Consider the following 23,404-nt stretch of genomic DNA (forward strand, 5'->3'; position numbering starts at 1 on the left):
AACAGTGATCGAAGCTGGTAGTTGACAACCGGATAAAAAAATGCGAGATCATCACAGGTAGTAGCGATATCGCTGCAATAACCTAGGATCGTTATCGAAATGCCGAATGCAACTGGCAGATCGCACGGCTTACGCGTCGCTGATCGCGGCCGGACTGGAATGGGGGCTGACTCTGAGTCAGCAGCGAACAGTTGGGCTATGCCGCCGCCGGTTGTGCACGGGGTGGCGACTACTCGTCAGACACGGTACTGACGTTGCCCAGCTTAGCCGGCTGGCGCGGCCTTTATCTTAGCGACCTGGACCGCCTTCCAGCCCCATGTATTGTGTTTTTTGTTCAGGCTCCACAACGCAAAACCTGACACCTGGTCGCCATCGGCGATGTCCTGCGCATCCATCAAGGGCGGAGGAATAAAGATGTCCCCTGGCGTGAATCCCATGCCTTTGTCGGCCCGTACCGGTTCGTTGAAGGTCTTTTTGAGCGCTTTGCTCGGCGTCTGCTCGGTCACTTCGGCGGCCACGATGCGGTAGCGCTCACCATCTTTCGTCGTGTATTTGGCGACTTTCACGGCAATCGGATCGCCCAACGCGACTTGGGCGCGCAACTGGCTCATCGGCAGAACACCCGAGACGCCCTGCTCCACCAGGACGTAGACAACTTGCTTGTCCGCGTTGATTCCTTCGACGACACCGATCCGCGTGGAGAACGCGTCCCAAGCGACGCCGTCGGGACGTGGTTCAACGACAAACAGCTGAAATTTTTTCTGGTGATCGAATTCGCCTTTCACCCGAAGCGGGGCGCCCAGCGCCAGCTGCCGGTAAGGGAACCTGGATTCGGAGAGACTCACCTCGAATGGCATGCCCTCGGTGCGAACGAACAAGCGGCGCTTCTTGCTTTGCCTGCCTTCAGGGCGTGGCACGATAAAACGATCGCCGAGCGATGCCGTCATCCAGGGCAGCGTGGCGAACAACAACGCTTCCGCGGGTGCGGTATTGGCTGCGTAGAAATCGTCATTGGAGGCGACGGGCTCGACGCGTGCGTACCACTCTTGTGCGATCAGTTGCGCCACCTCGTCCGACAGTCGCTGACCTTCCTGGGATTTGAAAGACACGATGCATGCGAGCTCGCATTTGGCCCGTGGTAACTGCGCACTAGCGATTAACAGCTGGGCCAGTCGCAAGCGCAATTTACCGATGAACTTTTCTTCCTTCGAGCACAGCAGGGCTTTACAGTAGCAACTGAGTGCCGCGCCCGGATCAGACGCGGCGCAGATGGTTCCTAGTAGCTCCCACGCCCAAAATTCCCCGATCTTTTCCTTGACCACTTTTATGCCGAAGGACAGGGCGTCGTCGTGTCGGCCCAATCCGATCAAGAGTTTTGCTTTGACATGCTGCAGCCAGGTATTGTCCGGGTAACGTTCGATGCCGGTATCGAGATAGGGCAGAACAAAGAGCGCGTCGGCCTGATTGGAAGCGGCTGCAGCCTTGCCGGCTTGCAGGATAACTTTTTCGGCCAGCGACGAATACGTTTCTCCCTGGGGCGTGACGAAGCGTTCGAAATCCTCCGGGCGCAAGTGTTGTAAATCCCATAGGCGTACGAAGCCGAGGATCTGCAGCTGATTGGTCGCCGCCAACTTCGACGCAAGGCTAAGGAAGCAGCTGTGCAACATCGAGGGCCGTTCGACGGGTAGCCGCAAGTAGTCGTGCAAAGCGCTTTTGATGACCGGAACGTTCGGCGTCGGTTGGTCGATGAGCTGTTTGGCGTATCGGTAGAGCTCCCAGGCCAGTGCAGTGTGCAAGTCAGCGTCGTCAGGTCGCTCCGCGCAGAGTTGGCGATATAAGGTCGCCGCTTCCCGATGGCGCTTCTCTTTGCTGAGCGCAATTGCGTCGCTTCGCAGCCGGCCATCCGGGCGCGTCAAGGTTAAGACCCATGCCCGTTGCTTGGTCAATACTTCGTCCGTCGCTGACACCGTCAAGCCTTCCAGCTGCGTCGCATAATGTGCCAGGTGGTCCGAATTCCCGTCCTTGGTGTCCCTCTTGATCAAGTCGATCAGGCACCACGCCATGGCTTTGTGCGTCCACTCGTCGACCTCGGGGGCCGCCATGAGTCGCAGTCCACGCTGGTATGCCTCGTCGAGTTTGCCTGCCCGCCGCAGATCGAACACCTCCGACGACGCGCTACGCCCTTTGATCATTGGCTTAACCCTTCCGTTAGCAAGCGGCCGACGTCTGCGACCAAAGCGCCGGCTGAACATGCCGTGATGAGCGGTTGACACTTTGTGAAACGGCTCCTGCCATCGTAAAACACATCGTAGACGGCAATTTCTCCACCGCGAACGAAACTGTAGCGCTGACACCAAGATCGTACGGCAACCTCCTGGATGCGAATCCCTTCGCTGTCCGCAAGTGCCTCGACACGTCCATGAAATTCGTTCAGAAACGGCTTATCGAAGTTGAACTGGCTAGGTGACGCGTGTGCCGGCGTGACGATCGGCGCACTCGTTAGCGACGTTAGCAGGTTCAGTACCTCTCTCCCGAAGTCGCTTGGAACAGGCAGCCGCACAGCACTGACCCGCCCTTTGTTGCCATAGCCGATATTGATTCTCACAAGGTCTTGGTCCCTACGGAGGTAGTACGCCTCCTGGTATTGATTGTGATCGATGCGGTCAATGTGAACGTTGGCGCTGGACACCAAGGCCCGCACCTTGGCCAACAGTCCCCGCAAAAACGGCTCGTCGACAGGGATGCCAAAATACGCTTCTTCGGAGGCTGTCACGCTACCCTGCGCGGCTTGACCGTGTTCAGTCGCGCCCGTCGACCGCATCATGGGGCTCCGCTCTGTACCGGGGTTGAGCAAGATGCCTATTCCGGGGCCGATGCTCGTTTTGATACCGCTACCGATCGTGATGTTCGGCGGATCGAGCAGATACAGCGTCGATGCAGTGCGCGTCATGGCCGTGTAAAACCAGCGGAAATAGTCGGCGCTGAGCTGGCTTTGGTGCGTCTTGCATTTCACGAAAACATGGTTCCACTCACTGCCTTGGGCTTTATGGCAGGTGATGGCGTAGCCGAACTTCAGACGCAAGGCGTTGAAATAGGGGTCGGCGAACAAGGCCTCTTTGAACTCGTGACTGCCGCGTGCCAAACCTCTGTGACGAATGCAAAAATCAAGGTAGAGAGCCTTGTTCTCATCGGAGCTCAAGCCAGGATGTTCGCTATACAACAGGTTTTCGACGATCTTGGCCTTGAAGAAATAGGCGCGGTCTTCTAGGTCCTTGAAGCCAACGACGACATTCCGGAAGCACAACGCGATCTCGATCGCTTCAACGACTCCCGTGTTGGCGTTCTTGCGTTTCAACGTGACGTGACGGTGTTCGGGTTCGCCGACCACTTCCTTGACCAAGCCAAAGTCGCCATTCGAGATGAAAAATCCATACGCGTTACTGTTACTCGTCGCCATGACTTTGTCGCCAGCGACGATCTGCGAGCACCCTGGGAAAAAGTGCTCGCGTATGCGCCGGTTATAGGCCGTGACATCGGCATTCGAGTGGGCGATCACGATGGATTCGCCATTGATCTTGCCAGCGCAAGACGCGAGGTAGGTAGCGATCAAGTTTTCGTGTTCGACTCTCTTCACATCCGGACGCTCGAATTCGATCGCCAACTTGTTAAAGACCTGGGTTTTGAGCGCAGTGCGCAGCTGCAGCGCGTTGTGCATGACGCCGCTGTCAGCCTTTTGACGCACCACTTCGGTCAACTCGTGCGCGGCAGCGCGGACATCGTATTCCCGGCGTAGGTAGGCGGCATCGAGCGCGGGAGAGAACGCCATGCCGACCGGAGGCAACTGAGCGTCGTCGCCAATAAAGATGACCTTCTTGCGGTGGTCGTTATGGTCGAGATTGACGAATTTAAAAAAATCTCTGAGCAGATGTCCGGAGCCGGACCGGAAGAACTCCGCTTCCTGGTAGGCGTCGGAAAACATCGACGCTTCATCGACGATGTACACGGTGTCCGCCGACATCTCGTTGACGTTGAGCTGGGCGTAGAATTTATAGGTCTCGGTTCCATCGACGTCGTCGTCGCGATACTCCACCAGGTTCTTGAACGAGTAGATCGTCTTGTGGACCGTGTAGGCGGGCGACTTCGTTTTCTTCGCGATCACTTTCGACGCCTTCCCCGTTGGCGCCGCCAAGACGTAATTGCGACCGATCGCGCGAAAATATTCGGTCAACCCTTTGGTAATAAAGGTCTTGCCCGTACCTGCGTAACCTTTTAATAAGAATACGTTGCTGTCTTGACCGTTCAGAAAACCATCCAGGCATTCGACGAGCTCAGTCTGGCCATTCGTTAGCCGGTCGCCCGCGAATGCGTCTCGCAAGCGGATTAAGTCGCGTGTGGGTCCAAGCTGGTGGTCGATGCCGGCCGCCGCGCTCAGCGCCGCTTCTCTAAAGGCTACTAACTTGGCGTCGTCGACTTCGGAATGTAATTGATGGGTTGCGGCGCGCTCAACTTCTTCCACGCGGGCTAGCTCCGCCTTGACCGCGGATAGGTCCTTGGTCGCGTCAGCCGCCGTGTTTGGCGCCGGCTCCTGCGGCAAACGGAAGGCGGGATAGGCGTCACTGCGTGGCCCGCCATTGCTCTTGTAGAGCCATTCGCCGACAAGATAGGCTTCCCTTAACAGCACCTGGGCCGCATGCGCGTCGAGCTGACTGCCGTGCGCGGCCTTGTTCCCAACCATACGGATTGCATGCAGCTTTCCTACAATCACGGCCGGAACGAGCGTTAAGAAGTCATCGCTCTGTAGACGCTCGAACAGACTGGCATTGGGCTCACTGGGTAAATGCAGTTCCCGGTACAAGGTGCCAACGAGTGTCTCGACGAAGCAGCGCAGTTTGACAATCGCCGTCTGCGGATCGGAGAACACATAGCGCTCGGCGAAGGCTGCGTGCTCATACAGGTGTGGCCACTGCGATTGCAGAGGTTGAAAGTTCTCGGAATGCATCTCTGCCTTTACGTCCAATACCAAAATCCGCGCATGCCATCTTGTCGAACCATTGGCAAACGCGCAAACCCAGGCGCCCCGCAATGCCATGCAGTGAGTCTGTCCAAGGTGAGCTGGCGTGTGGACGCGTGAGTAAACTAACCTTGCTCACCAAGAGTATCGTTGCAAAATATCTTCTGAGCAAGATGCCGGCGCGTCTTTTGCAAGAAAAATTTATTGGAACAACAATAAGCGGGGCCATGGATAAAAACCGTTTTGTCCGGGGTATCAGCGCAGTCGATATACACAGCCCAGATCTCTCGCGGCGACTCAGTGGCTATCCGCCGCACGTACACAATTCCTGATAGACGATTGGCATACCTGGTCACTGGGCCATTCGAGTGGTGATTACGAGAAACGCCTTCCGCATTCCATACGCATCACGGCGGTCGCCAAAGAGCAAGCAGGCTGCACCGAATCAATGTCGAGCGCGCCGATCTGACTATCCTCGTTATCACATCGCCATCGTTGCCGTCACGAGGCGTCCATGAAAACGATCAGCAGGGTATGGCGTGAACGAGCGCACGACAGAAATGCCGCCTACGCAGGGGGCTGTTCTCACTTTGGTTACTCAGCCGGACACGGCCTTTTTTTGGTCCGGGCGCACCGGCAGCGTGGGTGGGCAAGAGCGGGCCGCGCACGTGGCACAGGCAGCCAACGGGACCACGCTCGAAATGCTTTTAGCCGACAAGGGGATTGTCGCGCCCAGTTTCGATGGCACGGACGAATCGACCAAATGGTGGCGCCAGGCCTCGGCACGTTTCGCGGCGGAGGCATCGGGCGTCGTACGCGTTGTGCTGGGCGAGAAGGTACGTGAAGACAGCGTGTGGCTGACCGTCGAATTGCCCAGCTTGATGCACAATGCGCGGGTGACCCGCATCGTTGCCATCGATCCTGCGACATTCAAGGAAACGACCTTGATCGACCGCACTACCGAAGCGCCACGGAGGCCCGCAAGTGCGTACGAACACGATCATGGGCGCGCGACAGATCGCCGCGCCGCCCAGGCGTTCACGAGCGAGGCGCCCGACAGCGCGATAAAACAGTACCCAATGGTCGTCAATGCCTATGCAGCCATGAGTGCGATCGAGAAACAGGCGAGTGCAGCCGGACTCACTGAGGAACAGCGGTCTCGGGTGCTCAGCCTGACTCGTGCAAACATCGCCAACAGTATCGAACAAGGACAGTATCCCGATATCAAAATTCGGCAGAGAAGTGAGAGTACCCAAGAGCGTGTGCAGGAACGTTAAGCACACTGGGCCGACACGGGACTTGTGAGCGCCACAGGCGTTCGTTATTTGATGAGGAGTAGGTGCAATGATTTTAAATATCGATCGGGGCCATCTTCGCGTGAAGCTGGGCGAGAAGATCGCGATGATTCCAGGTGAGATGCTCCTCCCTGCGAATGGCAAGATGGGGTTTGTCGTCTACCTGGACCAGATCGACTACTGGGAGCCGAAAGCGGCCAAGCAGCCGATCTCCGGCACGGACATTACCGCCATCATGGATGACATCAAAGCTGAGTTCGTGGAACACGGATTCACGGTGGAGTTCGAGTCGGCGTGATCGAAACGCTGCGTGCTGGTATTTCGCCCTTGCGTGAATCGGTTCTCGATCAGTGGACGGGTATTGGCGCCTATCCGTGCCCGGTCTCCTACCGGGCGCCGCGCCGCATAGATCGGTTAAACGCAATTGAGTTAGCCGAAGTGCTATCTCTCAAGATTCTTTGTGTCGTCGGGCGGGTTCGGTAGCGAGGACTGTGGCGCACGCGCTCGGTCATTTTCTAGGCCGCGGCTAAATTGACTAATTAGGCGTCGTTTCAACGCATGACGCGCGGTGTCGATGGGCGGCATCGATTGGACAAATTCCCGGATGGCTGCCGCCAGGTTCTTCTTGCCCGGCTCGCCTGGGTTTAGGCGTTCATCGCCTTTTCCATTGCCTTTAACTCCTGCTGCAAATGTAAGAGCGCGAGCTCGCGGCCGTCGCAGGTCATGATCGGTGCTACCGTGTCGTCCCATACGATCAGGTGCATGCGGGTGCAGAAGCACTTGAGCAGGTCGTTGGTGTTGAACCACATCGAGGCGGGACAGGTCTCGCATGCGGGCGATGGCAATGGACGATGCTCGGAAGCCAAGCCGTTCAAGATTGGACTGATATACAGCGGCTGCGCGCTGCCCAGCCTCGACACGTCTGGTGTCGAGTCGGTCGTAGTCGGGTCGTGCATTGGATGCTTCCCTTAACGGAGTTGAGTGTTTTTCTAAGGCCGTGGCTGCCATCAGCCAAGCGCCTCTTATGTACTGCTGACGGTGTTTGATCGCTACTTCCCACGGCTTCTCGAGCGTTGCTCCACCATTGGCTTCGGCTATGAGTTCAGCGACCACTTGCTTGTAAGCCACGGCCTTTACCTGCGGCGTGCGTGGCGGTCTCCCATGGCCGTGTTCGATGTGGCGCACAATGCTACGTTCCGCCTTGCGCACCACCCCACGCGCGGATCTCGGCGTGGCTTCGGCGTCGATACCTTGGTCGCGCATCTCTCGAGCGAAGGCTTCACGCCAAGTTTGTAGGTCGGCTTTGCGGGGATTGAGTCTTTTTCCGTCGAAGCCCAGCATCTTGACCGTGAGATGAACATGCGGATGCGGTTCGTCCGTATGCAAGGCAAAGACGTATTCGTGGTTGGCTTTAAATACCCTTTTCGCATAGGCCCGTGCTGCGCTCGCCACCGCTGTCTCTGGCGTACCCGCGGGCATCGAAAGCACCATGTGCATCGTGTCGCGCTGGTTCTTGTGGCGTCGCATCTGGCCGATCTCATCGGTCCATTGCGCGAATAGATCCTTGATCGCCTCCTTATCCCGGAGCACTTCCTGGCGTTCCGTTTCCAACTCGAGCTTGGCGTTGCGGGTGATGTAGCGTAGATGCGCTTGAACGTGCTGCGCCCCTTTGCCAAAACCGGTGATTTTCACCATGACTTCAGGACTGCGCCGCGTTACCCGCTTGGCCTTGGCACGTAGGTCTTTCGTTGCGTTGGTTTTTCGCCGGACCCTTCCTCCGTTGAGCACAGCATCCAGGGTATGCTCGGCTTCGATCAGCGACATCAGTCAATGCTCCAGGAACGACGACTAGCCCGGACCAGGGCGCCAATAGCGTCTCGGGTCGCCGTGATCTTTCTGGACAACTCGGCTAGCCTGTCCAGGCGCAGGCGTTCGGTCTGAAAATAGGCCTGATCGAGGGAACGGGCAATTTGGTTGAGGTGCCGTCCAATCGCGGCCAGCTCGCGTGTCGTCGCTTCGACTGCTAGCACTTCCGCCTCGCTGAGGACGGGATAGCGCATCAGGTTCGCTTGCATCAGGGAAGCGGCCCAGCGACTAAAGGACATACCCTTCTCGTCGGCCCGTACGCTTGCAGCTTTTAAGAGGAAGGCCGGCATCCACACGGTTTTGCGTGCAAGGGCGCCTTGTTCGTCGCTCGGCGTGATTGAGATCCGCTGGGTCTGTGATGGCGCATGGGCAGCAAGGGTCGCCTTCTCCGACTCGGCGAAAAGCTGATGCAGAGCTAGCCGCAATAGTTCAGATTCGGAAATACCGCGCGCCTCTTGCTCGGCAAGAAAGCGGGCATGTAGCGGGCCCTTCAGGCGGGCCTTAACAATCGGACTTGGAGCAGACATCGTAGCGGGGGTATGGAGAGTGGTGTACGGGCGGTGTTACAGGTTGAGCACTGCCCTCGTCTGCGCCGAACGGCGTCCTGCGTGCCGCGCCAAGGTCTATTAGATGACAGCATCGTCGCCACCCATCTGAGCTAGCTCATCGAGACACGTGTGGGTGCGCGGGCCTGCATCTGAAGATGGGAGAGAAACAAAGGTAAGCGGCTAACTGAACAGCCTGGGCGTGCAGTCAGAAGCTCACCTAGCGTGGTGTATGCCCTGATTGGTCAGTCAGTGCGGTCATTGCATACGCTCGTCGCCTCAGTAACCCTGATGTTGATTGCCGTACCCTAGCTCAACGTTTTATATGGCCGCACCGTCCGTGATCGCCACGCGTAAAACGGCGGGTCAGAATGAATACATAGATGATCCCTGCCACGGTGGCGCCGAATGCCGCGGGTGCTGTCATCACATCGAGATCGGTCACCATTAGCCCTAGCATGATAATCCCTATGCACACGCATTTGGCGAGCGTCCAATGTTCCTGGGGCCACCTCGCTGCCTTGTCCCGGTCGCTGTTCATCACTCCTCCGTTGGGCTGGGTTGGTTGCTGGTCATTGCGCCAATACGCCACTCGATCATGGAAGCGAAAAACGACCAGGTTCACCATGCAGTGGCTGCGTTGTGATCCTGTCGCATTCAAATAGTAGAGTAAGCCCTTGCTCCTGGGTGGCGGTCGTGTAGCGCATATCATCCATCCAAACTGATGTACCGCTGCGCACCGTAGACTGGGCGGTAAGCCAGGGGCAATCGAAGTGCGTGATGAACTCCCAACCGGGCCGGATCGGGTCTGCGGAGGACCCGCGAGATATCGGGCAAATACTGCTAGCGCCTCGCAGGAGAAATGGCGCAGAGGCAAATGGACCAGAAGCGGAAGTAGGTTGGAGCAATGTCTTGCTCATAACGTCCGCAGTTACCAGATCGGCGTTTATAAGCAGCTTATACGCGCTCGAAGACGAGCCTGCCAGGGGCTCCTGAACACCATCCTGTTTAGGTAGCGCATCGAGACAATCGTTCGCGCGCCTCTAGGTCGTTCAGCACTGGCTCACTCAAGTATCCGCGTTGCCCGGGTGCGAGGCCGGCTGCGCGATCCTCGTCCTATTGCCCAGTACATTTATAAGCTGCTTATATGGGAAGTGGCCACGCAGGTAGCGAATGCTTGCACGTTAGGTTCACTGCGCAATCGGCAAAGTACCCGCCGGGTGGGGGCTAAGCGATGTCACGATCCCTGATGCGTAGCGCTCAACTCGGCGTTTATAAGCAGCTTATATCTCGAACACAAGTGCCTTGGCGGCATGGAATGCCTGCTCACAGACCAGATTGATGCATGAAGAGGCTTCGTTCGAGTGGCCATTATGTCGTTCAACCTGTCAGCGAAAGCAACAATGTAATGTTGCCCCAAGCGCAGGCCAGCCTAGGCCCTCCGTCTATTGTCCTGTGTGTTCGTAGGCTGCGTACGCAGAGGACTTTGCGTTCGAGCATCTCGTTCAGCTAAGGGACGGTGAATCGAGACAAGTGAGACCTGAGGCGAAACCAGGCGAAACGAATCGCTCGGGACGGGGTGATGCGGGGCCTGAATCCGGATTTATAAGCAGCTTATATCTTACGAACGCACTCGCAGGCGCGTTGTGTCTCCGGTCATGGTATAGATGACCGCGGAGGCAAGACGATCATTCGAGCTGCTTTAAGGTCGCTCGATATCCCATAATCTACATACTCATCGTGTCGTGTCCCGGCAGCGCCGCTAACGTGGCTCGATTGGCCGTCCTATGCGTTTATAAGCTGCTTATAGGAGGACCAAGGCGCAAACGACCCGTGTGGCCATGGTAGGGTCGGTGCCGAGAGGATTTGGGGTCCCCCACCATCCTGGAGCAGTTATAAGCAGCTTATATTCCGGTGGAGGCATCGGTACCTGTCATCTTTTCAGTTTCCTGTGACTACCTCGTTGCAGCACTACCGCGAGGCCTTGACATAGGTGAGCCGGCATTGCACGCATCTGCAAGCGTACCCAGTAGCTTGTGTCTCCTGAGTCAAGCGCCGTGCGCCGTGCGCCGACTGGGCCGCTGCGCGTTTGCACGCTTGTACATCGCGTCCCAACTCTTAATTGGATTTGGCACGCACGCTTCTCCGTCGGTCCTGAAGCCGTGGTTGGCATTGCCGGGTCGTAATGAAGCCCAGAGGCGAAGGTCGCGACACTTACGTAAGCATTCGTACGTCGCCAGCAGCGTCGCATCCTCTCCCGAAATAGGCTAAGTGAAGGGAAAGCTATGGTTAAAGATTTATAAGCAGCTTATTTTCAGCAAGTGGTTGATTTTTCAGAGATTTTTGAACTGCTCTTAATATAACGCACATCGCGTCCGGATCGATGTACCGAAAAAAGCGCAGATTCCATGCAGGGATCGCACCGACGCATCATGGGCCGCATAGTTGGTTGGTGGGAACAAGCTGAAGTGCATTTCATGCCTGGCCGCAAAGTATAACGTCGTCCCACTCGTACTCCCCGCGGAGCCTCACCTTACGCATGCACATCGATTGCGCCATTCAAGCTCGGCGATACAATTTTTTCGGCCTTGAATACTAGCGGTATGGGCGGACGCCCGCGCTTGCGCGTGCTTGGGCCAAAGATGCGGGACGCGACAGCGGGGGGACTTGTTGTACGGCGGAGTCGCAACCGACCAGCCGCTGATCGGTGTGCTGGGCGCATTCCTAGGGCCGCCAGACGAAAGCTTGCTGTATCGAGCCTCGGGGCAGTTATAGGCAAGGGCAATCTATATGCACTCGATGAAAAGTCGATATAGCGTGGCGCCGCAGTAAAAGATGAAAAGCGATACCAATATGCTGTCGAGTTCGCGCGTCGCCATGGCGGTTGTACCTTCCACCCACCGCGCGACATCTCCCCGTACGTGCTCACCTTGACGTTGTACGGTCCCTGTGCGCGCTCACCTATCGTCGGACCTCGTACGCTGCACCGTGCTGTTGGACCGGACACGTACTCGCTTTTGGTATCTCTTCAGTATCTCTTCAGCGTGCGGACCTAAGGTCGTACAAGACGGTTCTCGCAAGCGTCTGATGACGTCGTTAGAAGGTTCGTCAGGAACCACATCACCTATGCTCAATGGGGACGACACTATAAACAGGGGAGTGCACGACGGCTGTAGGTCCCTTTGGTCGGCACCGTTTTAGCGACGGCACACCGCCAATGAATTTCTGAAGTTCAGTTCGACGTACGTCGGCGCGGTACGTGAGATTTATCGCCGTGCGATTGCTGCTCCACGTGGAAGCTCACCTTTCGTCACTGTTCCGTCGCCTCTGCGCCTGTTTTACACCGATGGAGACCAAATGACAGGGATGACATCGCCTGCGGCGTGCCAGAGGCTCGATAGGGGCGTCTAAACGCCCATTCACGCTCGGATGTGGGACGCTTACTCCCCGTAAAATCTCACCTTAAGCGAACCGTCTGCGCACCTCAACATCTGTACGCTGACGCGCGCTCGAGCGAACAGTGGGACTCGTATCGTCGGCGGTCTTGACCTAAGGGCAGTGGCCGGACCAAGGCTAAGAGCGCCTAACAAAACCTCTCGACATACCGCCAACAGATGAGCGAGCAGGCAAGCGACAGGAAAGCCTGGTGCACATCTGCTCGCCTCTCATATCGGATGCGCAATCTGCGAAAGCGGTGTAGCCAACCCAACGTTCGCTCGACGACCCAACGCCACCGACCAAGCCTTCCGCGCGACTCGACGCCGTAGCGCGCGATACGAGCTGCGATGCCTCGACTGTGCAGCCAAGCCCAATGCGCTCTCGACGCATACGCTCGATCGGCATGCAGCTTACCTGGACGTTTCCGGGCTCGGCCTGCCAGCCCCTTAACTGCTGGGATTGACTCTGCCAGCGGGATGAGGAAGCGCGAGTCGTGCACCTGTGCGCCCGAGATCTGGGCCACTAGGGGAAGCCCACGCTCATCCACCAGCAAATGGTGTTTGCAGCCGAGTTTGCCGCGATCAGTTGGATTTCGGCCCGTGTGTTCGCCTCCAGCCGGTGCCGGTACGCTTGCAGCGTCAACGCAAGCTCGATCCCACATGATCTGGTCGTGCTCTCGGAGCCGCCGAAGAATCGCCTCGTGGATGCGCTGCCAAACGCCCGCTAGCATCCATTCGTGAAGGCGACGCCAGCAAGTCATTCCACTGCCGCAGCCGAGTTCGCGCTGCAGGTACTCCCACGGTATTCCAGTCTTGAGAACAAACAGGATTCCAGTCAAGGCCACACGATCATCGATGCGCGGGCGGCCGCCTTTCGGCGATGGGCGACGGCTTGGAAGATGAGCGGCGATAAGGGACCACAGGTCTTCGGGAAGAAGTGCTCGGGCCATGGTATCAGTCCGTCTACGAACACGGACGCCATGTTAGTGCCCTAACTGGGTCAGCGTACGTCTGCTACCGACCCATAGCAGACATAGCGACCAGTCAGGGTGTGTTTTTGGGGAAGTAGTTGCATGTTCGGCTTTGTCCTCCATGCTGCCAGCATGGCGATCTAACGATGCGACGAAAACCGGGGCTGTCCAGCCATCCCGCTGTAGTACCGCACATGGGCTTCACGGATCATTAGTCTTCGGCGCAAAGCGGGCTGACGGCTAAACGCGACAATTTCCCACTTCCACGCATCAAAAAAAGAAATTTTCTATTTAATGCTGCAAATTCCGAGGATTTTGATATCGGGCGTGACGGTATGATTTTCCCTCTTTCAATGAATTTAAAGCTTGCAGGCCGACAGCAAGTCTGTGTCAGTAAATATAGCAAGCCGCCTTTCGACCCACCGCAATACGGAATAAGCACCATATCTGTGGTCGCAAGTGAAGGGCACTTCGAACCAAGAGGAGACAAAACATGTTGGATGCAATAGCCGGATTTTTCGAATTTCTATGGGGTGGACCGTTATTCGTCTTGATCGCCGGTGTGGGTCTCTATTTTTCCTGGCAAATGCGCTTCTATCAGGTTTTGAGATTCATGGATATTTTTCGCAACACGGTTGGAACGCTATTCGGCAAGCACAAGCAAGATACTGAGGGAGAAGCGAACGACAACGGCAAGGCGCTGAAGTCCGTCGAGGTCGCAGCGACAGTATTGTCTGGGACGCTTGGCGCCGGTTCAATCGCGGGGGTCGCCACGGCAATCGCGATCGGTGGCCCGGGATCCGTTTTCTGGATGTGGGTCATTGCCGTGCTAGGCATGATGACTAAAATCGTCGAGGTCACACTGGCATTGCGGTTCAGGACCCGAGGGGAAAACGGCGAATACTACGGTGGCCCGATGCACTACATCAAGAGAGGACTCGGGCCGAAGTGGGCGCCGCTAGCTGGCGTGTACGCTATCGCGCTCACAATACTCGTGATTACCGATGCCGGATTCGTGCAGACCAATACCATGGCGTCCGTCCTGTCCGACGTGTTCGGTATTCAAGCCGTTTGGACGGGCGTCTTCATCATCGTGGTCGGTATGCTCGTGATCTACAAAGGCGTGCGAGCGCTGGGCGTATTCTGCACGTACGCCCTGCCGCCGATCGCGCTGTGCTACCTGGTCGGCGCGGGATGGGTGACAATCGCGAATATCGCGGAAGTCCCTCGCGTTTTTATGGATATTGTCTATTACGCGTTCCACCCTGCTCCTGCGCTGGGCGGCTTTGCCGGATCGAGCATCGTGCTGGCGATCAGCAAAGGTGCTAGTCGGGGCATTTTCACCAACGAGGCCGGGATGGGAACTTCCGCTACCGTGCATTCGACCGCCAACGTCGACTATCCGTTCCGGCAGGGATTGTGGGGTGCGCTGGAAGTGTTTTTCGTGTCGATGATTACCTGTAATTTCACCGCATTTGCCGTCCTGACGTCCGGCGCGTGGACTCATAACCAATACCAGGGAATCGGTATCGCCCTGGCTGCGCTGCAGACCGCCTGGCATCCGCATGTGGTGCAATTCATCAGCCTAGGCATTGCTCTCATTTTATTTACCTCGTTTCTGGGTACGTATGTGAAGTTCAGGACCTCGATAAACTATCTATTTGGCGGGAAAATGGAACGCATCTTGAAGTGGGCGTTCTTCATACCTCCGCTGATTGCGGTGAACATGCAGATTCCGGTGATTTGGCTAATGGCCGATGCTGCAGTGGGTTTCCTGGTGATTCCGAACGTGATCGCTCTGTTTTTGCTGCGCAAGGAAATGAAGAAAGAGTACGTTCGTTTTATCGACCGGCACAAAACGACCGAACGTGGCAGGCACTTGGCTGAAATCAAATAAACTTATCGCCACCCGCATTCATGCGTTTCAACGCTCCCTTCGAAACGCATGAACCAAATAATCTTCGTGTCAGGCTTTTAGAGCCCGATACCACCTCGCACAGCACTCCCTAATGGGCTTCTTTACTCCACTAAGGGCAGATTCAACGTGACCTTGACTCTGTCCATTGCAACAAAAGTCTGATATCTCCTGATGTTTTCGTTATTGTGGAACAAGGTTTTTGTGAGTCCCTCGTACTCACTCATGCTGGCCACCGTCATGACGATGATGAAATCGGCCGCGCCGGTCACGTAGTAACATTGCTGTATCTGCGGCGCACCCAGAAAACGCTTCTTGATTTCGTCAATGTAATCCGTCCTTTCATTGATCAATTCCACCTCAACAATGATAGTGATCCGATCATCCGTGAAACTGCACGCGGGCTATGCCCGCAACAGGAACAACAACGGTGCCATGGACAGCCGCGACCTGATCGGCGGGATCACCCTCCAGAGTGGCCCGAATCGTGTCGTCGGCTCGATGATCCGGCACCACGACCGTACGATGGCGAACACGGATGTCGATCAGTATGCGGCGGGCGCCTATCACGCTTTGTCGAAGCGAACCGAGATTTACTTCGCCTATTCGAAAATGCGCCGGAAAAACGCGCTCGCAGCGAGGACTTTTTTCGTCGGGACTGCATCCGACAGTGGCTCGGGGGATCGGGGACTCAACCTAGGAATCACACATACCTTTTAAAAGGGGTGCGCGAGTCGGCGGTGAACGCATGCCGGCCGCCGTCGCCGCAGGGACGGTCGCCTGCGCCAGCCTTGATGCCGGCGAGTCGGCTACCTGGCCTCCGTAAAAAGCATCTAGGCCCGCCCGGATCGCGCTTGGGCTGGCGCGGTCCGACGCTAAGCGGCACGGCCAGCCCAGCCGCCAATCACCCTGGCACCTCAATCACACATTATCCATCGACGATCACGCTGTCCCCGGGTTCCACAATACACGATCGATCCGGACCGGCACCTCGCCTATGCCTTCGTTTTACCGTTAATTGCCCGAGTTGTATAAGCGGATATAGCAAATAACACTAGCAAAACCGCCTGCAGCCGCTGACAAACAGGCGCACAGGATATCCAAGCTGTTGGTCTTTTGCAGCCATAGTCTATGTCTGGTTATGGCCGATTGCAGACGTACTGTAGCGTCCGCGTGCTACCCAGAGCAGCCTGTCGCTATCGGCAAGGGTGTAGGATTTGTTATGCCTTAGCGTTTGTTGAAAGCTAGTCGCACCGCGAACAGAATAAAGATCATGCCTGTTGCTTTATCCATCCATTTGATCACGTTTGCACGTTGCAGTACGCCTGCAAATTTCTTGATAGCCCCAATTAAGATCGCAGACCATGTCAATCCGATGGCGACGTGGATACTCACCAAGCCAAAGGTCCAAGTGATCAAAGGTTGCCCTTGTGGAATAAACTGAGGGAGGAAGGAGGCGTAAAAGATGCCAACTTTGGGGTTCAAGATGTTCCCGAGCATCCCCTTTAAGAACCAGTTCGTATCTAGCTTACTTTCGTCGTTGGCGTATGACAGTGAGCTACGTGGACGCAAAAGCATGTTCAACCCTATATAAGCCAGGTAGGCAGCGCCACAGTACTTTAAAACATTGAAAGCAGTTTCCGAAACTGTAACTAAAGCACCTAAACCAAAGGCAACGGCGGCTCCCCATAGAAAACAGCCAGCATTGATGCCCAACGCAGCACGAGTAGCCTGCTGCCTTCCTTCTACAGTTGCAGTTCTCAGAACCAACGCGGTGTCGATACCTGGAGTGAGTGCCAGTAGAGTGGCAGCGAAGGTAAAAGCAACGAGGTTATCAACAATAGTCATAGTTAATGTACCAAAATAGAGATGCGGGCTTGTGCAGGTCAGTTAGAGAGCGGCTTCTGGCCAAGAGTACAGCGATTATAGTGTGCGCTAACGACCCAAATCTGACGTTCTGTGAGTCACTCACCCTCGCTAGGGCTTCCTAACGGCACATGGAAGCTTGCCTTCAGACAGTTCAGAGCAACTGAGGTCTGGAAGCGTCGTACGTTGTCATCCCCGCCGAACAACCGGTCTGCGATTGCTTGGTAATCAAGCATCGACGCTGCAGTGAGCACCAGAAAAAGGTCAGCTTCGCCCGTAATCATGTAGCTCTGCTGCACCGATTGTTCCTCCAGGATGCGCTGACGCAGCGCTGCGGTCGCTTTAGCGTTCTCGTCATGAAGCTGCACTGCAACGAGCAGCGTGAGTGGCCGGCCTAGTTGACTGGCATCGAGCACAGCGCATTCTGCCCGTATGACACCGCTGTCACGCAAGCGCCGGATACGGCGCTGCACGGCCGGTGCCGACAAGTGGACTGCCTTCGCGATTTCCCTTTGGGAGATCGTGTTGTCGCGCTGCAGGATATCGAGAATTGCTAAGTCGAAGTTGTCTAGTGGCGAAGAAGAATACATGGGTTGGCGAGCGAAAGTTGCGCAACTAGGTGAATTTTTCAATCCAAATAACAATTTTAGCGTACTAAAATTTCGGCATGAAGATTCGCAACCTATTTGAATTGATTCCCTTCCTTGCCGTTCTCGGTTCTGTCACGGCACTAGGCTTGGGGACTTCGCTAGCCAAGTACACCCTGTTTCCACTGATCGGCGCTGAAGGCACGACTATGTTACGCGTCGGATTTTCGGCACTAATCATGCTGGCCTTGTGCCGTCCGTGGCGCTGGCGGCTGTCCAGAGCGGATGGCCGCGCAATCGCTTGCTATGGCGCCATGTTGGGGGCGATGAACCTGTGTTTTTACATGTCGCTGCGCACAATTCCATTCGGCGTCGCGGTCGCGATCGAGTTTGCCGGTCCGCTTACCGTAGCGTTGGTGTCCTCTCGCAAGCCGCTGGACTACTTGTGGGTGATGCTCGCTCTTGCAGGGCTAGGGCTCCTGCTACCCCTGGGACACCAACCCGCACCTCTCGATCCAGCGGGCACGGCGTATGCCGGAGCAGCGGCAGTGTGTTGGGCGGGCTATATAGTGTTCGGAAAGCGGGTGGAACATCTACCTACCGGCTATTCGGTATCGCTGGGGCTGGCCGTCGCCACGTTAGTGGTCATACCCATCGGTTTGCCAAGCGCTAGCAGAGTGCTGGGCGACCCCTGGATACTAGCCATTGGCTTATGCGTCGCGGCGATCTCTAGTGCGCTGCCACTCTTCCTAGAAATGGTGGCGCTCAAGCGCCTGTCACCGCAAGCGTTTGGCGTCATGATCAGCATGGAACCGGCAGTGTCGGCCTTACTGGCGCTTGGTCTGCTAAACGAATATCTGACGCTTACCCAGTGGCTCGCAGTTGGACTGATTATGAGCGCATCCATAGGCACTACCCTAACATTACGGCGAGTGTCGAGCACGAGGCCAGCAACGCAATAGTCAAAGCTTATCGCCGCGCACGTCAATAGGATGCATCCATGCCCTTGTCGGTGAAACTAGACTAGCAACAATGACCGCTTCTGGCCGTTTGGAGACCTATTGTAGCGTCCGCTTACGACCCATTGCAGACTAAGCACTGTTCGCTATTCGTAGATCTTCCCACAGTAGAGGAAGGTTGCGAACTTTCGCCAAGGGGATGTTAGTGAAAGTCCTTGCTTGGAGCCGAATGCTGAATCCTCAGCCCATGCACTAGCTGCTTCTAGAAAGTCTTCGATGGATCCGTTTTCCCAGTGCTCAGCATCGCCTCGTCGATCAACGACTAAAGCGTGAACAAAGGCGAGAAACGTCGCCTCATCAGTGACCTTATCAAGCTGTTCGTGTAGCTGCGTCATGTAGCCTGCTTTCGATGTTCGACGTTCAATGGCAATGTTCGCTCTTGGCCGGTTGCGGACCTATTGTAGCGTCCGCTAACGACCCATTGCAGACATTCCTGTTAGGCGGGAGCTTGCTGTATTTCCGCCATCGACCTGATGCGCTCGATAACGCCAAGTAGTTCCGTGTCTAACGGATCGCCTGTGAAAGCCGACACGCAAAGATGCCGCGTGGGCTGCCGTTGCAGTTTCTCGGGACTGTCGTCGATCATGATGATCTCGTCTGCAGCATACCCATGCTTCATTGCTTTGCGTAGGTCCTTGATGTACACATAACCGTTACTTCTCAGGTCAACCTTCTGAACGCACTTCGAAACCGCCCATGAAAATACAACGGGGAATGTCGTGCCGAACAGCTCTGCGGTGACCGTCTCTACGTAGCGTTCGCTCGATGAAGACCAAACTGCGACCTCAAAGTGGGACGCACAGAACTTGATCAGTTCGGACGCAAACGGGCGTTCGTAAACAAGGTATGGCCCAACTTGAAAGGTGTGGGCGTAAGGCAAGGGCACCTCGGTCGCATGTACCAAGGTCTCGTCTAAGTCGAACACAATCAATCGGACTCGCGTCATGTTCCTGTCTTTCCATTGTCCGCTTCTGGCCGATTGCGGACGGTCGGAACGGCTCAGTGTACCCGGCTGTTGCCTAGAGAGCAACTAGCGGGTTTTGTTAGGCGTTCTAAGTCGCTGGGCCGTTAGTGCAAGGGTGGGGAGCCAGGGAGGGAAGGAGATCGCAGCCATGGCGTCCAATCCATCGTAGTGGGGCACCTTGAATTCAGGCAACACTGCCCATCGTGGGGCTGCATCGACTCCACCCACTGCAACCTGGCGAGAGGGGAGCCGCCATAGCGCGCGTGACGTGATCATCTTAGCCCCCACCACGGCCGGCTAGGTGAAATCGGTAGGTTTACGTTGACGGCGTTAGCAGCGACCGTTTTGCGTGCAAATGACTAAGGAGGTCGCTCCGGGTGCTAGAGGCTGTCTCTTCCCTTTGTGAACTCGACATCAAAGTGGGGCGTGGTGCGGCGGCGTCTCCATAAACAGAAAAGGACGCCAAGAGGCGCCCTTATAAGCAGCTTATATCTTCCAAGTGCCGGCGCAAACAACTTGATGCGCGCGCTCGTTGTTGACTATTGGTGAGTCGACTGTTTCTTATTTCTTAGGAAGCTCAAGTGTTACGGCGAGGTCACGTAACGCTGCCATCGCACTCTGCAGGGCTAGTTCGACGTCGACCCCATCCTCCACCTGAATCACGATGTCGCGTGATTTCACCTGTACCCGAAAAGCCGACTCGCCGTTCTTGTCGCTGATCGTTCGTGCTGCGGGAGCCTTGGTGCGTACCCGCTTGGCCTCGAACGGTTTAAGTAACACGGCACGCAGTTCGGACTGATCCATGTGAGGTCTGTCGATCAAGATCTCGACCCCACGCAAAATCGCCGCTTCACCTTCCGGGTGCTTGGCCAAGGCTTCCTTGATGACCCGTGCCTTGCGATAGGTGATCAATTCCGGATACTTCGCCATCAGGTCCAGCAGTGGCTGGGGTAGATCGAATAAACTCAGGCATTGGGATACGCGTGCCTGAGTGCAACCGAACACGGTAGCAACTTCAGACTGGGTTGATGCGTACCCTTCGCTAAGCGCGGTTTTGTAGGCTAATCCGCGTTCGTAGTCGGAGAGCTTGACGTTGCTTTCGTTGTGAACCAAGGTCGCCAGACACGCTTCCCGATCCGACAAGCGTACAACGCGTGCGTTTAGTTCAGACCAACCAATCAGTCGCGCCGCGCGTACACGGCGGTGACCAGCGATCAGCTCGAACTTGCCACTGTCGAGCCTACGGACGGTGATTGGTTCGTCCTGCCCGCGTCCTTTTAAGGTTTCACCGAGCAACTGCAGCTCAGATTCATCGTATTTTTTGCGCGGCTGGTAAGGCGAATCGACGATCAAGTGCAAGGGAACCTGGCGCGTGATTGCTGCCTCACCCTCGCTCTCGCTTGGCAAACTGGATACCGGTTCGCTCACTGGCTGTTGTATCGCTGGCTGATTGTCGTTCAACAGGTCGGTGAGCGATTTCGAAGGCCCGCTCGGCAGGTCGTTCATGTGCATCGGTGCCGCCGTGCGCGGAGGTGTGCGCAGTCGTTCGGCCAGGGAAGCATTGAAGTCTGCTTCTGATTGCTGGTGTTTGGTCACAAATTCTCCATTGTCGTTCGTGGCTTGCTGCTCACGCGGCGCGCACGCCGTCTTTCTGAGCGCTTGAGCTCAACATGCCCATTTTTTCTACCAACTCGCGGGTAGCCGCACGCAGTTCATCGGCGGAACTGCTGGTTGGTCGCGCCAAGGTCAAAGGCAAGCCATCGTCGTCGTCCAGCACTTTCTTAAATTCTTCGCTCGTGCTGATTTGATTGTCCATCCATGCCTCCGGATACTTGCTCGTAAGAGCGATGACCTGGGCAGCCACACGGACGCGTTTGGCATCAAAGAAGTTGCCTAGTACTGACAACTGAGGGAATTTACTGTGCGTGGTTTTCATCTCGCCGATCACGTCGGCCAGATAGGACACCGATTTCGTACTGTAGCGCTCCATCGACACGGGGGCGACAGCGAAGTCGCTTGCCAATAGTGCGCCGCGGGTTGTCTGGTTTTTCGCTGGTGGGGCGTCGAACATCACGATGTCGTACTGCGAGAGATCCAGATTCGGGTTACGGCCCGATAAGCCTTCATCCAACCAGCGTGCGATCGCCAGCTCGGGCTTCTTGCCCATGATGGCGTCGACCGTGAACAGGGCCTCGAGTCGGTCGAGTGTTACTTCCGAGGGAATCAAGTGGGGGCCGTTTTCGCCGAACGGCTTTTTGATGACTTTGGAGAGCGGTTGGACCGTGCCATTTTGCTGCCACTGGGGTAACAGATGACCGAGGTGATACTCAACGCAGGTCGATTGCGCCAGTCCAGCAGCGGCCGCTTCTTCTGGCGTCAGTTCGGGGTCGTAGCCGAATGAGATCGTCAAGTTCGCTTGGAAGTCGAGGTCGATGACAAGTACGCGCAAACCCATCAAGGCCAGGATACAGGCGATGTTCGAGCTGATTGTCGTCTTTCCAACGCCACCTTTGGGCGCGTACACCGTCAGGATCCGCTTGGTCTTCGCGGCCAGACCATATTTGCGCGCACGGTGTGCGGCAAGATCAAAGACGTTTTCGACCGTAAAAATGCGTGTTTTCGGCCCACTCCCACCCTGGCGTTCGATTTGAAGACCGGCTTCATCGGCGTCGCGACGTACTGAATCGACACTAATTCCAAGCAGCTTTGCAACGCCTTGTACCTTGAATGTCTTTCGTCCCAAGTCACTCTCCCCAATTTCAATGTCGCAATTCTCTCGCAAATGTGTGCAGCTATGCAAGGAAAAAATCGTGATCGAAGGAAAAGTCCTTGCATATCCCTAATTCAGCCTGGCCGATGATTTCTCCTGGCATGAGGTACTTGATACCTGGGTTCGTCTGTGCGCTTCGCTTTTGGCGGGTCAGGCTGCGTCGCTTTTTTTGGTGAGTTTCGCCGGGTCGCAGGCGAAATCGTCGTGCCAGCAGTGGACGACCGACTTGCATATGCGGGCTGGTACCAGCACTGGGTGAGAAGTGAGAGGAAAGGTGAGGGTGCACAGGGACGTGTAGCTATGTTGAAGACGATTTTCTGGGGTCGGCGTGCGGGCCATGCCTCTATGGGTGAGGTCAAGCGGGGACTTGAGCGTGACTGGAAGCTGGGGACAAGAAATTTCGACCTGCTCGAATCGGATCTGTCGCCCTTCTTCAAGTGAGAGCCTATAGGGAGCGTTACGCCACTAGTAGCTTGGGATAGCAAGCTAAGGTGAGGCCCTACAGGGACTGTGTCTGCTGTACATAATTCGTGTTCTTACTGGTTATAGGGGACGACACTGCTCTTGGAGACGGCACCAAGTCCTGTGCTGTGAACTGGTCGGTATGTCAAGAAGTCAGTTCCATTCTGGCGTGCGGCTCCGGCTTGCTTTTTGTTACGTATTGAGAGGTTTTTATTTGAAAAAACAAAGTTAACCCCTGTTTACCTGTTTACGCGCGCTGAGAGCTAGCATCCATGCGGCATACGGCCGGTTGAGGTGAGCTTCTCCGGTGAGGTCGGTGAGCTTGCACAGGGACATCGGTGAGACCTTGCAGGGAGATCGTTACTGTTGGGTGAGCAAAGGCAGGGACATAAGGTGAGTGGACTCGGGTACTGAAGACGTCAAAGGTGAGGTCGTACGGGGAGGCGGCTTTGACACAGGTGAGCGTTATCAGGGAGTCTTCATGTGAAGGTGAGATCGAACAGGGAGCTAGGTCGATGCGTCTCGTCTCGACGTTATGCCATACGCTCGAAGGCTGATCGTACTGGCAGCTGTGGCGTTGCATACGTCGGAGCGTGGCGGAGTATAGGACCATGCTGGCCGATGGAGTGACTTCGCTTCGGTCCCCAGGTAGGTCAATAGCGATGCGTGACGAGATATTGGCAAGCGAGCCTAGGC

The 23,404-nt window shown here is 56.2% G+C and carries 18 protein-coding genes; 5 read left to right on the top strand and 13 right to left on the bottom strand.

Annotated features, from left to right (window positions below; genetic code table 11):
- Window positions 1–263: 263 nt before the first annotated feature.
- Window positions 264–2,192, bottom strand: a complete 1,929-nt coding sequence (locus tag ACI48I_RS23240) for a tetratricopeptide repeat protein (protein ID WP_498575599.1) — start codon at window positions 2,190–2,192, stop codon at window positions 264–266.
- A complete protein-coding gene (locus ACI48I_RS23245; RefSeq protein WP_498575600.1) occupies window positions 2,189–4,999 on the bottom strand; it encodes an ATP-dependent DNA helicase in 2,811 nt (936 codons plus the stop codon). Before ACI48I_RS23245 ends, ACI48I_RS23240 begins: the two co-directional genes overlap by 4 nt.
- A gap of 551 nt (window positions 5,000–5,550) precedes the next feature.
- On the opposite strand from ACI48I_RS23245, the gene ACI48I_RS23250 reads away from it, so the two are divergent.
- Entirely contained in the window at window positions 5,551–6,288 is a 738-nt protein-coding gene (locus ACI48I_RS23250; protein WP_498575601.1) for a hypothetical protein, read from the top strand.
- A gap of 67 nt (window positions 6,289–6,355) precedes the next feature.
- Window positions 6,356–6,604 (top strand): Imm74 family immunity protein, encoded by a 249-nt coding sequence (locus ACI48I_RS23255; RefSeq protein WP_498575602.1) that lies wholly within the window; start codon window positions 6,356–6,358, stop codon window positions 6,602–6,604.
- A 143-nt stretch (window positions 6,605–6,747) separates the two neighbouring features.
- On the opposite strand, the gene ACI48I_RS23260 is transcribed toward ACI48I_RS23255, so the two are convergent.
- From ACI48I_RS23260 to ACI48I_RS23275, 4 genes are all read right to left on the bottom strand, one after another.
- Entirely contained in the window at window positions 6,748–8,130 is a 1,383-nt protein-coding gene (locus tag ACI48I_RS23260; RefSeq protein ID WP_498575603.1) for a relaxase/mobilization nuclease domain-containing protein, read from the bottom strand.
- Entirely contained in the window at window positions 8,130–8,699 is a 570-nt protein-coding gene (locus tag ACI48I_RS23265) for a hypothetical protein (protein ID WP_498575604.1), read from the bottom strand. The genes ACI48I_RS23260 and ACI48I_RS23265 overlap by 1 nt, the downstream gene beginning before the upstream one ends.
- Window positions 8,700–9,030: 331 nt before the next feature.
- Window positions 9,031–9,345, bottom strand: a complete 315-nt coding sequence (locus tag ACI48I_RS23270; RefSeq protein WP_498575605.1) for a hypothetical protein — start codon at window positions 9,343–9,345, stop codon at window positions 9,031–9,033.
- 2,955 nt (window positions 9,346–12,300) lie between these two features.
- Window positions 12,301–13,104, bottom strand: coding sequence for an IS5 family transposase (locus tag ACI48I_RS23275; protein WP_498575606.1), 804 nt, complete (start codon window positions 13,102–13,104; stop codon window positions 12,301–12,303).
- Window positions 13,105–13,618: 514 nt separating this feature from the next.
- Between ACI48I_RS23275 and ACI48I_RS23280 the strand changes: the two genes are divergently transcribed.
- Complete coding sequence (locus ACI48I_RS23280) at window positions 13,619–15,022, top strand: alanine/glycine:cation symporter family protein (protein ID WP_498575607.1); 1,404 nt, start codon at window positions 13,619–13,621, stop codon at window positions 15,020–15,022.
- A gap of 122 nt (window positions 15,023–15,144) precedes the next feature.
- Here the strand turns inward: ACI48I_RS23280 and ACI48I_RS23285 are convergent, their stop codons facing one another.
- A complete protein-coding gene (locus ACI48I_RS23285; RefSeq protein ID WP_498575642.1) occupies window positions 15,145–15,417 on the bottom strand; it encodes an Lrp/AsnC ligand binding domain-containing protein in 273 nt (90 codons plus the stop codon).
- 10 nt (window positions 15,418–15,427) lie between these two features.
- Here ACI48I_RS23285 and ACI48I_RS23290 point away from each other — a divergent pair, with 10 nt between their 5' ends.
- Window positions 15,428–15,760 carry a porin gene (locus ACI48I_RS23290; protein ID WP_498575608.1) on the top strand — a complete coding sequence of 111 codons (333 nt, stop codon included), beginning with the start codon at window positions 15,428–15,430 and terminating at the stop codon, window positions 15,758–15,760.
- Between the two features lie 507 nt (window positions 15,761–16,267).
- Here the strand turns inward: ACI48I_RS23290 and ACI48I_RS23295 are convergent.
- Complete coding sequence (locus tag ACI48I_RS23295) at window positions 16,268–16,888, bottom strand: LysE family translocator (RefSeq protein WP_498575609.1); 621 nt, start codon at window positions 16,886–16,888, stop codon at window positions 16,268–16,270.
- Between the two features lie 116 nt (window positions 16,889–17,004).
- On the bottom strand, window positions 17,005–17,496 hold the full coding sequence (locus tag ACI48I_RS23300; protein ID WP_498575610.1) for an Lrp/AsnC family transcriptional regulator: 492 nt from the start codon (window positions 17,494–17,496) through the stop codon (window positions 17,005–17,007).
- 77 nt (window positions 17,497–17,573) lie between these two features.
- Between ACI48I_RS23300 and ACI48I_RS23305 the strand changes: the two genes are divergently transcribed.
- A complete protein-coding gene (locus tag ACI48I_RS23305) occupies window positions 17,574–18,455 on the top strand; it encodes an EamA family transporter (protein ID WP_498575611.1) in 882 nt (293 codons plus the stop codon).
- 143 nt (window positions 18,456–18,598) lie between these two features.
- Here the strand turns inward: ACI48I_RS23305 and ACI48I_RS23310 are convergent, their stop codons facing one another.
- The 4 genes from ACI48I_RS23310 to ACI48I_RS23325 all read right to left on the bottom strand — a co-directional run bounded on the left by ACI48I_RS23310 (window position 18,599) and on the right by ACI48I_RS23325 (window position 22,219).
- On the bottom strand, window positions 18,599–18,847 hold the full coding sequence (locus ACI48I_RS23310) for a DUF7660 family protein (RefSeq protein ID WP_498575612.1): 249 nt from the start codon (window positions 18,845–18,847) through the stop codon (window positions 18,599–18,601).
- Window positions 18,848–18,948: 101 nt separating this feature from the next.
- On the bottom strand, window positions 18,949–19,458 hold the full coding sequence (locus ACI48I_RS23315; RefSeq protein WP_498575613.1) for an HAD family hydrolase: 510 nt from the start codon (window positions 19,456–19,458) through the stop codon (window positions 18,949–18,951).
- A gap of 579 nt (window positions 19,459–20,037) precedes the next feature.
- Complete coding sequence (locus ACI48I_RS23320) at window positions 20,038–21,072, bottom strand: ParB/RepB/Spo0J family partition protein (protein ID WP_498575614.1); 1,035 nt, start codon at window positions 21,070–21,072, stop codon at window positions 20,038–20,040.
- A gap of 31 nt (window positions 21,073–21,103) precedes the next feature.
- On the bottom strand, window positions 21,104–22,219 hold the full coding sequence (locus ACI48I_RS23325) for a ParA family protein (RefSeq protein ID WP_498575615.1): 1,116 nt from the start codon (window positions 22,217–22,219) through the stop codon (window positions 21,104–21,106).
- Window positions 22,220–23,404 lie beyond the last annotated feature (1,185 nt).

Source organism: Massilia sp. LXY-5 (assembly GCF_059801075.1).